The 14735-nt window shown below is 46.1% G+C and carries 16 protein-coding genes and 1 pseudogene; 11 read left to right on the plus strand and 6 right to left on the minus strand.

Annotated elements, in window-relative coordinates; genetic code table 11:
• Positions 1 to 50 precede the first annotated feature (50 nt).
• Both udk and JZI27_RS00360 read left to right on the plus strand, forming a co-directional pair.
• A complete protein-coding gene (gene udk, locus JZI27_RS00355; protein WP_122907286.1) occupies positions 51 to 692 on the plus strand; it encodes a uridine kinase in 642 nt (213 codons plus the stop codon).
• Between the two features lie 116 nt (positions 693 to 808).
• A complete protein-coding gene (locus JZI27_RS00360) occupies positions 809 to 2638 on the plus strand; it encodes a peptidoglycan D,D-transpeptidase FtsI family protein (protein WP_280206178.1) in 1830 nt (609 codons plus the stop codon).
• On the opposite strand, the gene JZI27_RS00365 is transcribed toward JZI27_RS00360, so the two are convergent.
• Positions 2550 to 3041: a Mov34/MPN/PAD-1 family protein gene (locus JZI27_RS00365; protein WP_251244164.1), complete on the minus strand. Its 492-nt coding sequence runs from the start codon at positions 3039 to 3041 to the stop codon at positions 2550 to 2552. The two genes, JZI27_RS00360 and JZI27_RS00365, sit on opposite strands and share 89 nt — an antisense overlap.
• A gap of 167 nt (positions 3042 to 3208) precedes the next feature.
• On the opposite strand from JZI27_RS00365, the gene JZI27_RS00370 reads away from it, so the two are divergent.
• The 3 genes from JZI27_RS00370 (at position 3209) to JZI27_RS00380 (ending at position 6153) form a co-directional block, all read left to right on the plus strand.
• Positions 3209 to 4273 carry an HD-GYP domain-containing protein gene (locus JZI27_RS00370; protein WP_122907283.1) on the plus strand — a complete coding sequence of 355 codons (1065 nt, stop codon included), beginning with the start codon at positions 3209 to 3211 and terminating at the stop codon, positions 4271 to 4273.
• A 205-nt stretch (positions 4274 to 4478) separates the two neighbouring features.
• Complete coding sequence (locus JZI27_RS00375) at positions 4479 to 5048, plus strand: GNAT family N-acetyltransferase (protein ID WP_122907282.1); 570 nt, start codon at positions 4479 to 4481, stop codon at positions 5046 to 5048.
• A gap of 178 nt (positions 5049 to 5226) precedes the next feature.
• Complete coding sequence (locus JZI27_RS00380) at positions 5227 to 6153, plus strand: DMT family transporter (RefSeq protein WP_348521351.1); 927 nt, start codon at positions 5227 to 5229, stop codon at positions 6151 to 6153.
• Between the two features lie 30 nt (positions 6154 to 6183).
• Here the strand turns inward: JZI27_RS00380 and JZI27_RS00385 are convergent, their stop codons facing one another.
• Positions 6184 to 7005, minus strand: coding sequence for an MBL fold metallo-hydrolase (locus tag JZI27_RS00385; protein ID WP_122907281.1), 822 nt, complete (start codon positions 7003 to 7005; stop codon positions 6184 to 6186).
• Positions 7006 to 7224: 219 nt separating this feature from the next.
• Between JZI27_RS00385 and JZI27_RS00390 the strand changes: the two are divergent.
• From JZI27_RS00390 to JZI27_RS00415, 6 genes and pseudogenes are all read left to right on the plus strand, one after another.
• Positions 7225 to 7422, plus strand: a pseudogene (locus JZI27_RS00390) (RNA polymerase subunit sigma-70); the annotation flags it as partial.
• Positions 7423 to 7817: 395 nt separating this feature from the next.
• Positions 7818 to 8051, plus strand: a complete 234-nt coding sequence (locus JZI27_RS00395) for a hypothetical protein (protein WP_280206179.1) — start codon at positions 7818 to 7820, stop codon at positions 8049 to 8051.
• Positions 8052 to 8444, plus strand: a complete 393-nt coding sequence (locus JZI27_RS00400; protein ID WP_280206180.1) for a type II toxin-antitoxin system VapC family toxin — start codon at positions 8052 to 8054, stop codon at positions 8442 to 8444.
• Between the two features lie 78 nt (positions 8445 to 8522).
• Positions 8523 to 9656, plus strand: coding sequence for a DUF6155 family protein (locus tag JZI27_RS00405; RefSeq protein ID WP_280206181.1), 1134 nt, complete (start codon positions 8523 to 8525; stop codon positions 9654 to 9656).
• Positions 9657 to 9668: 12 nt separating this feature from the next.
• Positions 9669 to 10307 carry a UPF0158 family protein gene (locus JZI27_RS00410; RefSeq protein ID WP_280206182.1) on the plus strand — a complete coding sequence of 213 codons (639 nt, stop codon included), beginning with the start codon at positions 9669 to 9671 and terminating at the stop codon, positions 10305 to 10307.
• 192 nt (positions 10308 to 10499) lie between these two features.
• Positions 10500 to 11162 (plus strand): hypothetical protein, encoded by a 663-nt coding sequence (locus tag JZI27_RS00415; RefSeq protein WP_280206183.1) that lies wholly within the window; start codon positions 10500 to 10502, stop codon positions 11160 to 11162.
• A 379-nt stretch (positions 11163 to 11541) separates the two neighbouring features.
• On the opposite strand, the gene JZI27_RS24980 is transcribed toward JZI27_RS00415, so the two are convergent.
• The 4 genes from JZI27_RS24980 to JZI27_RS00425 all read right to left on the minus strand — a co-directional run bounded on the left by JZI27_RS24980 (position 11542) and on the right by JZI27_RS00425 (position 14533).
• Positions 11542 to 11901 (minus strand): tyrosine-type recombinase/integrase, encoded by a 360-nt coding sequence (locus JZI27_RS24980; protein WP_481752784.1) that lies wholly within the window; start codon positions 11899 to 11901, stop codon positions 11542 to 11544.
• Positions 11902 to 12269: 368 nt separating this feature from the next.
• The gene (locus tag JZI27_RS00420) at positions 12270 to 13313 is read right to left on the minus strand and encodes a tyrosine-type recombinase/integrase (protein ID WP_280206184.1); all 1044 of its coding nucleotides are present in this window, start codon (positions 13311 to 13313) and stop codon (positions 12270 to 12272) included.
• 27 nt (positions 13314 to 13340) lie between these two features.
• A complete protein-coding gene (locus JZI27_RS24985) occupies positions 13341 to 13745 on the minus strand; it encodes a tyrosine-type recombinase/integrase (RefSeq protein ID WP_481752786.1) in 405 nt (134 codons plus the stop codon).
• A complete protein-coding gene (locus JZI27_RS00425) occupies positions 13745 to 14533 on the minus strand; it encodes a hypothetical protein (protein WP_280206185.1) in 789 nt (262 codons plus the stop codon). The genes JZI27_RS24985 and JZI27_RS00425 overlap by 1 nt, the downstream gene beginning before the upstream one ends.
• Between the last annotated feature and the right edge of the window lie 202 nt (positions 14534 to 14735).

Consider the following 14735-nt stretch of genomic DNA (forward strand, 5'->3'; position numbering starts at 1 on the left):
AACAGACAGGCATAAACGCCTTGGATACATGAAGGAAGGGGACATGAGGGATGAAAAACCCCGTGCTTATTGGGGTAGCAGGAGGTAGTGGATCAGGAAAATCCACAGTGGCGGGGGAGTTGTTCCGTCAGTTTCAATATGACAGTGTCGCGATGATCGAGCAGGATTCGTACTATAAAGACCAAAGCCACCTCAGTACCGAGGATCGGGTAAAGACCAATTACGATCATCCTTTGGCATTTGATAATGATTTGCTCATGGTTCACTTGCAGGAGCTGTTGCAAGGAAGAGCAATCAACAAGCCCATTTATGATTTCAAGGTTCATAACCGCAAGACGGAGACCATCAGGGTGGAACCCAAGGATGTCATCATACTGGAAGGTATGCTGATCCTCGAGGATGAGCGCATTCGTGATCTGATGGATATCAAAGTGTTTGTAGATACGGATGCGGATGTGCGGATTGTCCGCCGCATCGTGCGAGACATAGAAGAACGCGGCCGCTCGCTTGATTCTGTAGTGAACCAGTATTTGAGCGTCGTTCGTCCCATGCATCTGCAATTTATCGAGCCGACCAAACGATATGCGGATGTGATCATCCCTGAGGGTGGCTACAATCGTGTAGCGCTTGATCTCTTGTCTACGAAAATCAGCAATATCCTGTTGGACAAGCGCCAGCTCGCCAATTCATAAACGGAAGATCTGCCAAACACGCCACTTATCGGCGTGTTTTTTCACTTGTTCCCCGTTTTCGCTCTGTCTATTCAGGCAATACTTGGAGAAGAGGAGCCAGAGGAGGGGAAACAGGAATGCAGCTTGAGCAACGAATCAAAAGGCGACATTTTCTGGTATTGATCATGATGACCTTCATCTGGATCGGCTTATTGGCACGCTTGTGGTGGATTCAGCTGGGTGCTCCGCATCACTACTCCCGCAGGGGGATTGACCTGGTCAAAGGCGCCGTGAAGCAACGACAGCAAAGCATCGTCCTGCATAGCGGCCGTGGCGATATTCTGGATCGGAATGGATACGCCTTTACAGGTGCTCCGCACCTTGCCCTGATTCTGTTTCCACTTGCCAGGAACAGCTTGACAGGGACAGATGACCTGCAGCAGCTCGCTGATCTGGTAGGCCAGTCAAGCGAGTACCTGGGAGCTACGATGGAAAAGGCAAAGGCTCCTGTTTTGTTGCGTAACCAGCGCGGAAAGCTGATAGTGTTGACGGAAGAGCAGACGGATCAGATCAATAAACTGGCGATACCGGGTGTAGTGGCATTGAAGGTGACAGAGCGCTATCGACAAGAGGAAGTGGCTAAGCACTTGATTGGATACATCCATCAAAACCCGAGCCTGCTTCAGTCGCTTTATGCGGAGGAACTGGCAAGTGGAAAGATGAGCAAGGAAAGCGCAGTCGGTGCGTCGGGTCTGGAGCGAAGCTTTGATCGTTTTTTGCAAGGGGTGGAGCCCTCGGTGCTCTCCTATTATGTAGATGGACAGGGTCGACCTCTTCGGGGGTTGGACATTCGATACACCAAGCATGAAAACGAATATTATCCCTTATCGTTGACGACGACGCTGGACGTAAGTATTCAGCGCAGGATGGAGTCGGTAGCGGACCAGGTAGGGTTGAAGGAAGGCTCCATTGTTGTGTTGGACGCAAAAAGTGGCGATGTCCTCGCGATGGTCAGCCGACCTGCGTATGATCAGACGAAAGTAAACGTACAGTCCAGAGCTTGGCAAAATCGTGCGGTCAAGCAAATTCCACCGGGCTCCGTATTCAAAACCGTTGTTGCAGCTGCTGCTTTGGCTGAAGGTGTAATCCTTCCTACAGATCGCTTTACCTGCACGGGGGATTATGGAAAATATCATTTTTCTTGCTGGAAAAAGGAAGGGCATGGCAGCGTTACTTTGGAAGAGGCGTATGCGCAATCCTGCAATATTGCATTTGCCGAGATCGCCAAGCTGGTAGGCGGAGAAAAAATAGAGGAATATGCCCAGCGTTTGGGCTTGTCTATGCAGGTCGGACACACGACCTCACATCTGTTCAAGCTGGACGGATTTAAACAGATCGATGGTGAAGAGCGGGGAAGTGTATTTGCCAAGGACGTATCCCGCCGTGATGAGGGAGTCTTGATTCAGACAGCCATCGGACAGCGGGATGTTCGCGTCACGCCCTTGCAAGCAGCAAATCTGATGGTGACGATTCTGCGAGGCGGGCAGCCGGGTCAGGTTCGTCTTGTGAGCAAGATCGCTTATCAGAATGGCCAATCCTTTTTTCAGTTTCCACAGCAAGCCATCTCGATGCCAGGCATCGACTATGTGACGGCAAACAAACTGCGTAAAATGATGCGAAAAGTGGTCACAGATGGTACAGGTAAACTGCTGAATGAAGCAAATTGGGAGGTCGCTGGAAAAAGCGGTACGGCCCAGACAGGTGGAGCGGGTTCGTCAGCCAATCACTATTGGTTCGTCGGTTATGCGCCATTCGACGAACCGCTCTATGCGATTTCTGTAGTCGCTGAGAATAAAGCTAGCTGGGGACAAAATCAGGCTATGGAGATGTTTCGCCGTGCTGTCGATGAGCTTGCCGATCATACAGCTCGATCTTCCCGACTTCGCGTAGGGAATTCCCCAGAATAAAGCCTCTGGCCTGCAGCTGCTTTTGTCTGCCCAAACCGACGATGAGCATCAGAGGAGAAGTGGATGTATACTCAGATTGGTTGGCTTTGTACCAGATCGTCCGCTTATCGCCTTTGCTGGGTGACAACCTTCTGATCGTGTGGCTATGCCAGTCACCGATATATTGCCAGCGACGGTTTCGCGACAGCTTGCGCACCAGTTTGCGCAAGTGTTCATCATCAAAAAAGATCGAGGTTGGCCGATGGATGGCCTTTGGTCCGGGGTCGCTTGCATAGGTCACGACCCACTTTTCATCCCCTAAAGCGTATCCCATCATCACCCCTCCGGTTTCCAGCGAGGGGTCTTTGCGTACAGCGGTTTCTATTTGCTTCCATGCTTTCGGGGTAATGTACAGTGTAGTCATTGGAAACTTGGTCCCTCCTAACTCTCGGCAGGATTCGCCATTTATCATATGTCTGGATGGAACAAAAGGTCCCGAATGTGCGAAAAGTTACGAATTGTCGAGAAATGTATTGTAACCACTACCCTTTCTTTCTATAATTTAGTAAAAAGGCCTGAGAGGTTGATCCTATGTCTTTTGCACCTGTTAACAGCTCGTTGGTCGGACGTGTCCTGTCCTCAGACCTACATACCAAGAACGGAATCCTGCTTCTGCCTCAGGAGACGGTCATAACAGCCACACATGTTCAAATATTGCAAAATCAACGGATTTTTGAAGTAGAAGTGATGGATATACTCTCGGAAGGAACAGGAGAACAGATCTCATCCCAGCTTGCAGAATTGGGTTCGGATGCCGATTCCGTAGCCGTGTACGTAAATGCATTGGACAAGACCAGAGAAATGTTTGAACAAATCTCCGATCGCGGGACACCGTGCCTGGATGAGTTTTCTACGATTTTTTGCGATGTCGCTGGACAAGCGATGAAACAAAAGGGACTGTTTCGCTCCCTTTACTTGCTAGAAGGAGCAGATAGCTATACATACCGCCATTCCTTGAACGTTGGCATTCTCTGTTCATTGATCGCCTCCTTGTTGAAGTGGGATCCAGAACGAGTATCCTTCATGGGGACTGCAGGTTTCCTGCATGATTTGGGGAAGATGAAGGTCCCAAAAGAAATTCTCCTGAAGCCCGGCAAGCTAAGTGATGAGGAATTTAAAATCATGCGCATGCACACGGTCTACGGATACGAGATGATCAAACAAATGGAAGGCGGCACAGAGGAACTGGCTCTATGTGCTCTCCTGCACCATGAACGCTTGGATGGCTCGGGTTATCCGGAACAACGAAAAGGGGACGAAATTCCGGTCGAGTGTCAAATTTTGGCCGTCGCAGATATGTTCGACGCGATTTGTTCGGATCGTGTGTACAAAGACAGAACATCTCCATTTGAGGCAGCTCAATTCCTATGGAAAGAAGCCTGTGATGGGTCGCTCAATATTGAGATCGTCGCGCAGTTTGTCCGCTACATTGCTCTACTCTACGTCGGAGCCAAAGCTCGCCTGTGTACAGGCGAAGAAGTGGAAGTCATCCTGATCAATCAGGACGAGCCGATGCGCCCTCTCGTTCGACGTAGTGGTGAATTCCTGGACCTTCGTCATGAAAGAAAGCTGACTATTGAAAAAATGATTGGATAACCAATCGAGGTAGATGGATGAAAATGAACCACTCTTGAAAAAGGGTGGTTTTTTCTATTTTCAGATTATGAGCGATTTTTTGACTGAAGTGAAAAAATGTGACACAATAAGAGCAATGACAAACCTCAAGAGAAGGTACCATAAGGGAAACGTGTTCAAACATAGGGTAGAGGACGCGTGACACCTAGGCAAGGAGGACACCAAGATGATTCGCAAAGCCTTGGCTACCGATGCTGTTGCAGTAGCACCTCTTATATTGGATGCAATCGGTATTGAAATTGCGCATGATCTGACAGGAGCCTCCAATAAGGAAGAGGCCATTCGTCTGATCGGCTATTTTTTTGCTCAGAAAGATAATCGACTCAGCTATGAAAATGCTGTCGTTGCGACAGATCAGAAACACGTAATCGGGATTGCCCTGTTTTATCACGGAAGTCAAACCGAGCGACTTGATCGCCCTTTTATAGAACGCTGGATGGAACGAAAAGGACAAGCTCCCACGATCGTAAAGGAAGCGCAGGACGATGAATTTTACCTCGACTCTGTAGCCGTGCACCCGGATTGTCGCGGCAAGGGAGTAGGGACTACCCTGCTCAAAGCGTTTGAGAAGGAAGCAGAAGCCAGAGGCTATGAACGCATCGCTTTATTGGTCGATGAAGACAATGGAAAAGCAAGGAAGCTATATGAGTCATTCGGATATCGTCCCGATGCTACGAAGCTGGTGTCAGGGCATCTGTATTACCATATGGTAAAGAACGTTCCTGTTCTCGTCTGAACATGAGCAAACTAGAACCAGTCAATTTTGATTTCCTGAAACTTACTGGTTTTCCTTGTTTTATTCAAGTTTTGCATCACAATCTTGTTTTTTCATTCGAAACATTCAAACTTCGATGGTCAAGGAAGAAAAGGACTGTTAGAATACTTGCATGAAAGTGAAAAAAAGGAAGAATAGTTTGAAAACAGAGAAGGAAGGGATTCATGTGTCTCGCTCGCTTTTTTTCGTATTAGCCCTGCTCAGTCTGATCTGGGGCGGGTCGTTCTACTTCGTAAAGATTTTGCTCCATGATTTCGGCCCTTGGACCATCTCTTTCCTTCGTTCAGCATGTGGTTTCCTTACGATTGTGATATTGATGGTCGTCATGAAAAAACCGTTCGGATTCAAGCAGATTGCTTGGATACCTATGGCGACAATGGCATTGGTCAACACAGCCATTCCTTGGGCATTGATTGCGTTTAGTGAAACGAAAGTGACAAGCACGATGGCGTCTGTGCTGAATGCGACCACTCCACTTTGGACCTTGACGATTGGCATTCTCTTTTTTAAAGCTGTTTCAGGGCGTATGCAATGGCTAGGGATGCTCGTTGCATTTTGCGGAATCATCGTTCTGCTGGACGTAAATCCTGAAACATTTGTCTCCGTGGACATCATCGGCTTTTTGTGTATGATTCTGGCAACCTGTTGCTACGCAATCGGTGCACAGCTATCCAAGCGACTGCCTGGTTCCCTATCGTTGTATCAAATCACGTTCGGAACCCTGCTTAGCACCATGATCGGGAGTGGGAGCGTTGCCTTTTCTGTAGAGTCCTTCTCGCTCTCCGCCTTTGCTTCTGGAAGTACGATAGGAGCATTGGTCGGAATAGGAGTATTCGGGTCGGGGTTTGCTTACATTTTATACTATTACCTAGTGAAGAACGGCGGGCCAGAGATCGCTTCGCTTGTGACGTATTTAATCCCGTTGAGCGCTTTTGTATGGGGGTATACCCTGCTAGATGAGGAGATTACTTGGAGCTTGTTTTTTGGAATGATTCTGATCGTCGGAGGCATCTTCCTGACCGGAAAAAAAGACAAAAAGTCCGTCAAACAGACGATGGCTGTATAGCACTTTGCATAGAGAGCGAAACCATGTACATTACACATAACGACCGTAATCTGGAACAGCAATTTGATCAAATTCGTCAACCAACCGCTTTAGTCCAGAAGTGAGCTCTTCGCCGGACATAGGGAAGCCGTGTCCAGTTACCGCTACAGATGGGTGCAAGTCTTTTAGTTTTTTTACGGATTCACGTGCCGCTTCCCAATCTGTTGTGAAGTATCGAGGGGGTCCACTCAGTTCCTGTATTTGTGCAAAAACCTTGAAAAGGGAATCCTGTCTGACTGTAATACATGCATCACCTGCAAGGAGGGTACGATCTTCATCACGAAAAAAGGATACATGTCCTGGAGCATGTCCAGGAGTATGAATCCAGCGCCACCCCGGAATACCTGGAATACTGCCGTCAGATGGCAACATTTTTAAATGCTCTCCAACTCGAATAGGCTCATTGGGGAAAATGGGTGACATTTTGGCTACCAGCCCGCCTTCAACAGTGGGATCGGGTTCGGCATACGGCGTTTGGCCTGTCAGGTAAGGGAACTCCAATTCGTGAGCAAAAACGGAAACATCCCAATGCTTGGCCAGTTCAATGACAGCTCCAACATGATCAAAATGTCCATGAGTAAGAAGAATGGCTGTTGGCCGACTATTTGTACCAAATCGCGCATTTGCTTCCGATAGGATCGTATCTGCAGATTTTGGCATGCCAGTATCTACGAGAAACCATTCCTGCGGCTTTGCAGGATCGCCAACAAAACAGACATTTACTACTTGAATACAGAGGCAGTATATATCTGAAATAATCGTTTGCCCAACTCCACTAGATAATGAAGTGACGGGAATGTATTCATGTTCCATCGGGCTACCTCCAGCCTGGCCAGTATTTAACACTACGACTTAATGTGTACAGAATGAAAGAAAGTATGAAGCAAAAAAGCCCTCAGTAACTGTAATTACAGTTTCCAGTAAGCAACAAATTCCTACTTCATCAAGCGTCTTTTCATATGTACTTGCACAAATAGGCGACCGCCCACATAAGGATAGGAGAAAGCTATTCCAGACGTGGAGGTGGCAGCCATGTCCAGCATTTTAGCAGCACTGTCTCTGGTTTTCAAAGAGCTTTTGATGTTTGTGGCTTATGTCAAGAACAATGCGTTCCCCCAGCCGCTTCCTGACACGGAAGAAGAAAAATACCTCCGCCTCATGGCCAAGGGTGACCCGTACGCTCGAAACAAGCTGATCGAGCATAATTTGCGGCTGGTGGCGCACATCGTGAATACGTTGTGAACACGAACCGACGTCAGGAAGCAGCGCGATTTGTGTGCAGCGGGCGGTTTGTGCGGTGAGGGTGGACGAGCTATATGAAGAGATAAGCCAGCCGGTCCGAGGGGCTGGCTTATCTTCTTCTGGTTTCGGAGCCGTGTATGTTATACTGTTGATAACACGAAATTAAGCGCTCCAGTATGACAGAAGAAAGATTATGACAGGAGTGAAATGATATCGGAAAACAACGATCGATTCAAACTGATGTTGAAGCGAATCCGGAACTGAAATTCATGATTGAACAGAGCAGAATGGAATATAAATCCGGAAAGGCCTTGAGTACATCGGAAATACTGAAATACTGAAATATCTTGCAAATCTTAAATCGGAAGGTTGGTGTTTAAACAATGTCTTTGCCCAAAAAGATGGATCAACAAACGGCTAAGGAACTACGCTCCATACTGCAAAAGATGAATATTACGGACAGCAAAGTAAAAATCAATTTGGATAACGACACGATTGAAGTAGAGGATGACTACTCCATTGATGACATCCTTGAGTCGGCGGGGGTATTAACACCGGAACAAGCAAAGCAGTTGGCTAATGAAGTCAAGAAAATGCGTGAGGAAGAGTGGAACTAAATGGGCGGTTATTTACTCGATACCAATATTGCGATCGCATTGCTGGCTGGGGAGCATGCCGCGTTGGATTTTGTCAGGCAGGCCAGTGACGATCGGATGTCGATTTATTTCTCCGTAATTACGGAGTGCGAAGTGTTCAGCGGGCTGGAATCCGCTTATCGTTTGCAAGGAATCAAGCTGTTTAATTCACGAAGATGTATTGAGGTAAGTTCCAGTGTTGCCCGACTTGCCGGGGACATACGCAGGGAACAAAAGTCGAAAGGACGGAAGCTTAAAACTCCGGACGCAATTATTATTGCAACTTCTATTGAGCACCAGTTTGGTCTTGTATCAAGGGACCACGATATGAGCTTTGTTCGGGAAGCATTCGGTTTGCCGCTATTCACGATTTAGCCAACCCATTGTCATTCCGCCTGGGATACAGTGGGTTTGTTTATATAACCGGAATAACTAAAAGGAGAACAGACGATCATGGTTTATAGATGCAGAATCGAACTGAATGAGATTGCCCCGAAGATTTGGCGGGAGTTTCAATTTCATCCGGACGTGACGTTTCATCAGCTTCACAAAATCATCCAATCGGTCATGGGATGGGAAAATTACCATTTATACGAGTTTCATGTGAAAGAAAAGGTGATCGGTCTGCCCGATCCGACATTCGCAGATATGGAAGACCGAGAGGTATTGAATGCTCGAAGAGAAATCGTTCAGAAGCATGTTCACGAAGAAAACACCGTATTTACATACGTGTATGATTTTGGAGATGATTGGCAGCACACGGTTACGTTGATCAAAATCGACGCATCGACATCCGACCCGGCACCCTTGTGTCTAGATGGTGCCCGCGGCTGTCCGCAGGAAGATGTGGGAGGCGTGTGGGGGCATCAGCATATGCTGGAAGTACTGCTTACTCCCAATCATCCGGAGCGGGATGATTTTATAGGCTGGGTTCGAGAAGGATATGATCCCGAACATTTCTCCTGCGAAGGAGTGAATCAGGAGCTTGAGCGGCAGAAGGACAAGCTGATCCCCGAGTCACTGGTTAAGCGGCCGGTAGGGAAAAAGCCTGTGAAGCTGACGAAGTCTGCTCTGAATAAGCATCTGAAGCAGCTAAATAGCGACCAGCTTATCGATTTGGTGAAGGCTTGTCATGGCGCCAGCAAAGATATGGAGAAGTTTCTTGCTGTAAGAATACTGGGCGATGAAGCAGTAGAGTCTCTCTTTCAAGAGTATTGCAAGAAGGTTGAGAAAGAGTTTTTCCCTGAGCGGGGATTTGGCAAGCTGAGACTCCAGGAAGCGAAACATGCGATCTCGGAATTCGAAAGATTGACTGGAAATGCCAGGTACGCCCTGGAATTGAAGCTGGTCTACGTTGAAAATGGAGTTGATTTCACCCTAAGCTACGGGGATATTGATGAACGCTTCTACTACAGCATGGTCTCCATGTATGCCGATATCATTGATCAAGTAAATAAAGATGAAACAGCCGAGTTGTTCGACGAATTCGAGGAGCGCCTCGAAGCCGTGGTTTCGAAAACAGAAGGGATCGGCTGGGGTTTTCATGACAATTTGGCTAATCTGCACGCTCAAATAAGATGGATTTAGGTGGGGAACTTAATGCGCGGCAGGAAGAAAAATAAGCGGACCGGTAAGAAAGCGGAATTCACGGGGCTGTTGGAGCAAGACGAGAATTTCTATTTTATCGCCGGATATACGGATGGCGGCTTCCCGTATGGAATCACGTGGGAGGAATATGAGGCTGAACAACGCGGCGAGTTGATCAAAGCGACAGTAGCTGAGGGAGAACCTATGAAAGAATTGAAATTGACCAAGCAGCAGTTTCAGGAGATTGTGGATGCATACGACATGTACGTAGAAGGAATAGAGTCCTTCCTGAATATCGAAACTGGCGATGTTGTCACGTTGCGAACGTTTGACCGGGATGAAGAGGACGAAGAATTGAGCGAGATCATTGAGGAAGGGTTTAATGAAATTTATTTTCGAATACCACAACGGGAGTCGGATGAAGGGTACGCGGACATGGTGGATTTTACAGAAACAATTGAAGATAAAAAGTTGCAATCCAATTTGATTCACATATTGAGCGGCGGCAAGAAAATATTCCGAAGATTCAAGGATGCGTTATCTTCCGACAGCGAGCAGTTAGAGCGGTATTACCAGTTTGTTGAAGAGCAGAATCGCAAACGTGTTTCTGATTGGTTCGAATCCATTGAAGTGAAGTTGATTCTCGAGTAATAAAGAAATGTTTGGGCAGGGGATACCGGTGAAACGTTCTTCAAGACAGACGATGATTAAGCTGTATGCTCAAGCGGTCATTTCGGAACTTCAACAATTAATTGGTCGCGGGAGTACACAGACGAGCGGGTAACTGTGTTCCGATATGGTCAAATTTTGGAACGTTCAGGTGAAGAACAGGCGAAAGCTTATTTGTATAAACATCTGCATTTCCCGGAAATTCGGGAGATTGCGATTCGAGCGGCGCTTGAGCAAGGCGATGCCGAGGAAGCGATCCGATTGGCGGAGGACGGGGAAGCCCAAGATCAGGGGCTGCCGGGGCTCGTCTATCGCTGGAAGAAATATCGGTATGAGGCATACCATCGCACAGGACAAGTCGAACAGCAGCGGAAACTCGGGATGGAGCTGAATGTGAACGGAGAGTATGCGTATTATCGCTCTGTGAAGGATACATTTTCCGATGAGGGAGAATGGACTTTGTATTTGCAAGATATGTTAGATCAATTAGAGCAGAGCCCGAGGGGAGAGCATACGTATACCCAAATTCTGGTGGAAGAGGAGATGTACGCACGGCTTTTGGAACATGTCCGCAAGGCACCTTACCGAATTGAATCGTTCTATGAGCAATTGCTTCCGCATTACCCGGAGGAGGTGAAGGCGCTTTTCGTGGCATATATCGAAATCCGGGCGGATCAATCCAGGGACAGGCGAGATTACGCCGATGTTTGCCGGATCATTCGAATGCTTCAACAGGTTGACGGGCGGAAAGAAGTGTTCACCGTCACACAAAAATTGTTAACCAAATTTCCGCGAAGACCGGCTTTCCGGGAGGAGCTGGGGAAGATTCGTTTTTGAACTTTATAATGGGAATAAGAAGTAACGCGGTTTGAGCATAGCTTGATTTTTGTGAGTGGGTGGACAAACTGGTATGCGAGGCCTGTAATTTTGATCTGAAACGAGTATGTTATAATAATGGCAAGATTAAGTCGGGTTGGATAGTGACCTATGATGGACCGTATTCAAGATTTGCAAAAACTGATCAAACTTACGGGCGATCGCGCGAAACTGGATGCAAAAGCGAACGGAACTTATATTGTCTATCAAACGGTATTCAATTCCCTTTATGGTGATTAATGACAACACGGGAGTAGTCTGTCCTTGTGTACTATAATTGTTCAAATAATGAACCCGAATGAAGCATTTTTTCTTTGCATTCTTCGGGTTCTTTTTGTTGTTATTGAAGAAGATCGGAACACGCGTCATTCAGCAGCTTCGCAGCGTCAACTGGAGGAACATATCGCAAAGTTGTTGATAACTGCTTATGGCGTAGTTGACGTTTTATAGCGATAATGTCAATCCCGCTGCTCTGCATCAAGTATGCCGTTGTATGTCGAAAACTATGGGCAGTGACTGTCTTTTGTATACCGGCCTCTAGGCAAAGATTCTTGATGATTCGGTTTAATGCTGCTTTTGTTAGTGGTCGATTGTTTTCAAAGAAAACCTCGGAATGTCCGGAATGTCCGGAATTCCGCCATTCTTCTACAACCGGATGATGCAAATAACGCTCCAACTCAACAACGAGGGAATCGGGCATATAAACGACTTCGGAGGAGGTTTTGTATAATCTATCTGTTCCGAAGAGCGGTCGTTGACATTAGCAATATGAGGATGTAGAACTTCCGGACAATTGGATCGGCTTTAAGCGCTGCTTGAAATAATCGTTGACATTCACCAATGGAGAGGGAACGATCTATTATTCGGCGTTCATAATACGGATTCGGAAAATTCTTCATGGGGTTTTGTTTAATCATCCCAAGACCGTGAAGTAACGTGAAAAAATGTTTCAGGTAAACAATGTTATGGAAGATAGTATTCTTGCTTGCCTGAAACCTCTTCTTGAGAAACTGGATATAACCGTCAATACATTCAGTATCGATCGGGCGATAAGTCTCGGATTCAGTATCATAATAAAAGCAAATACTTCATCGTGCTGTCGATCGACTCGTGACCTAGAAGTTTTGAGAGGGTGTATATATCGATCCCTGCTTCAAGGCCTTGAACGGCAAAAGAATGACGAAAAGAGTGAGGACCTAAACGATCTTTGTCTTCCTCTTTTATCGACCGAGACTCGCGAATAATACGTTTCATAAATTGCTGAATGGCTCTAGATGTGATGGGTTTATCCCCGGCAGTGCTTGAAAAGATATAGAGCCTTTGATAATCGGAATCTGGCATCACCTCGCGAGCGCGACTGTATTTTTTCTCTATAAAATCTGTGAGCATCATTAAGGCGAGCTCGTTGATTTTTCGGACTTTCTTGGTATTCTCAGCCCCTTTGGGTGTTACCTTGATTGTTTGAGTATCAGGTGTGATATCACCGATCCTTAGATGGCACAGCTCGTTTATGCGAATTCCACTCCCAAGGAAAGTCCAGATAATTGCAGTGTAAAGGCTATCGTGGTTACGAGATTGAGCGATCTGCAAGATTTCCGCGATCTGCACTTTAGTAAAGGATTTTGGTGCGTCATCGTTTGACCATCGAACGCGTAGTATAGTCTTCAAGTCCCCGAGATCCTGATGACCAAAGAATATTTTGTATGTGGTCTTTATGAAGGTTCGAAGAAAGGAAGACTTCCTGGCTTTTGTATTAGGATCCTCATTAAGCTTAATATAGTCGGACAAGAATTCGCCGTTTGATACCTTTTCAAACTGCGGATCGTCGCCAAACTTTTCCTTCACATGTTGCTGGAAAAGCTTCATCTCTGACCGATACGTTGTTTGCGTGGTCCGGCTAAGTCCAGAAAACTTGCTGCTTTGATAGAAAGCATCAACGGCTTCGAGAAATGAAACGTTCCGCACTGCCGGGGGCATATTAGGTTTTGTCTGTGTCTGGACAGGCAAGGTTTCCATAACTTGCCGCATTTTCTCTGGACCATAAAGACATAACAGCTGATTCAGTTGTTCTTTAAGTTCGGTATACTTTGTATCGTTGATTACTTTAGGCATGGGAACCTCCTCAGTAATTGATTTTGTTTACAGGCTCCGGTGGACGTATCGTGCAGTGTTTTCTGGCCGATCATGCCTTGCCAAGTACATAAGCAATTGTGACGGGCAATCTGTACGTTCTGACAACCTGCTGATGAAAGTGTGCCTCAGTAAATGGGGCCCCCCTGGATATTTCCATCCCGAGACAAAAGAATAAAGTTTGTACTGTGCCCTTAATTTGCGAATAGTTGATTGGCTGTTGTTTCCAAACAGATGGACATCCTGACTTTTGTTGACAACAAGCTTTTGAAAGTAATTCTGTAGCGGATCAGGTAAGGGTAGAATGGCCGATTTCTCGTTTTTTCCGAAGACAGAGATGGTTCTATTCTCGACATTGATATCCTGATAGCGAATGTTAGCAACTTCATGAATTCGCAAACCAAGACAAAGCATCAACCCAAAGGCTGCCAGTTCCAATGTGGGATGATCAGAATAGAGTTGGATATTATGAAAAAACACTGGAGTTCAGCATCTGTTGGTAACTCGCGATAATAGTATCTCTCGTACGGGATTCCTGTAACATCCATTGTTATGTCTTTAGCAAACCAGCCCAATTTATAGAGGTTAGCCAGAAGGAATCGGATATCGTAAAAACAATTGCTTAATTCGTCGCATGAAGTGCTCTGGAACTGAACGCGTGTTTTATTCAACCAGTTTAAAAATAGGGCGTATCTGATTTTATATTTACCGTTAACGCTTTTTTCCTTGACTCCTGAACGGTGTAAATCTTTAATATGCGCAGTGATAGCGGGATGATTTATATCTTGAGTCCTCTTTTTTGTAGAAATACCGTTTGTTGATTTCTTTAATTCGAACCCATTAGAGATTAATTTTCGAGCTATTGCTAGAATCATGTCACGTTGAACGAAATTGTAGGAAGAATGCTCAATGAAATTAATAAGTGCATCTTTATTTGCCAATTCTTTGTTTTGAATGGATCTAGCATCAAGCCCATAACGGGTTTTAAAAAAATCACGCTCTAGTGCGTATTCCATCAAAGAAAAGTAGCTGGTGGATTTGATCGACTTTTTATTATCAAGGTAATCCAGTAGCACGGGGGCAAAGATTTTGCCTTGAATCTGGGTTGAAAAGATCCATTCATTTAATGCAGGAGAACCACTTTCTGGTGAACATATCTCGACGTCCTCTTCAGGCCAACGAAATGCATACATGGTATTCAAGAACGTTGAGCACCTTCTCCCAACTAAGACTCTTAATATCATGATTGCCAGTTGGGATTCCGTTATTGAGACTGGCTAAGGATCGTAGCAGAGATGTAAATGGATATGTTCTTCAGCCAAATACGGATCAAGAACGTTTTATCCGATTAGAATCACGAGCGGATGTGATCGTCGTAGATCTTTATCATGGTGACTTATTAAG

The organism is Brevibacillus sp. AY1, from assembly GCF_029870785.1.
GTDB lineage: Bacteria > Bacillota > Bacilli > Brevibacillales > Brevibacillaceae > Brevibacillus > Brevibacillus invocatus.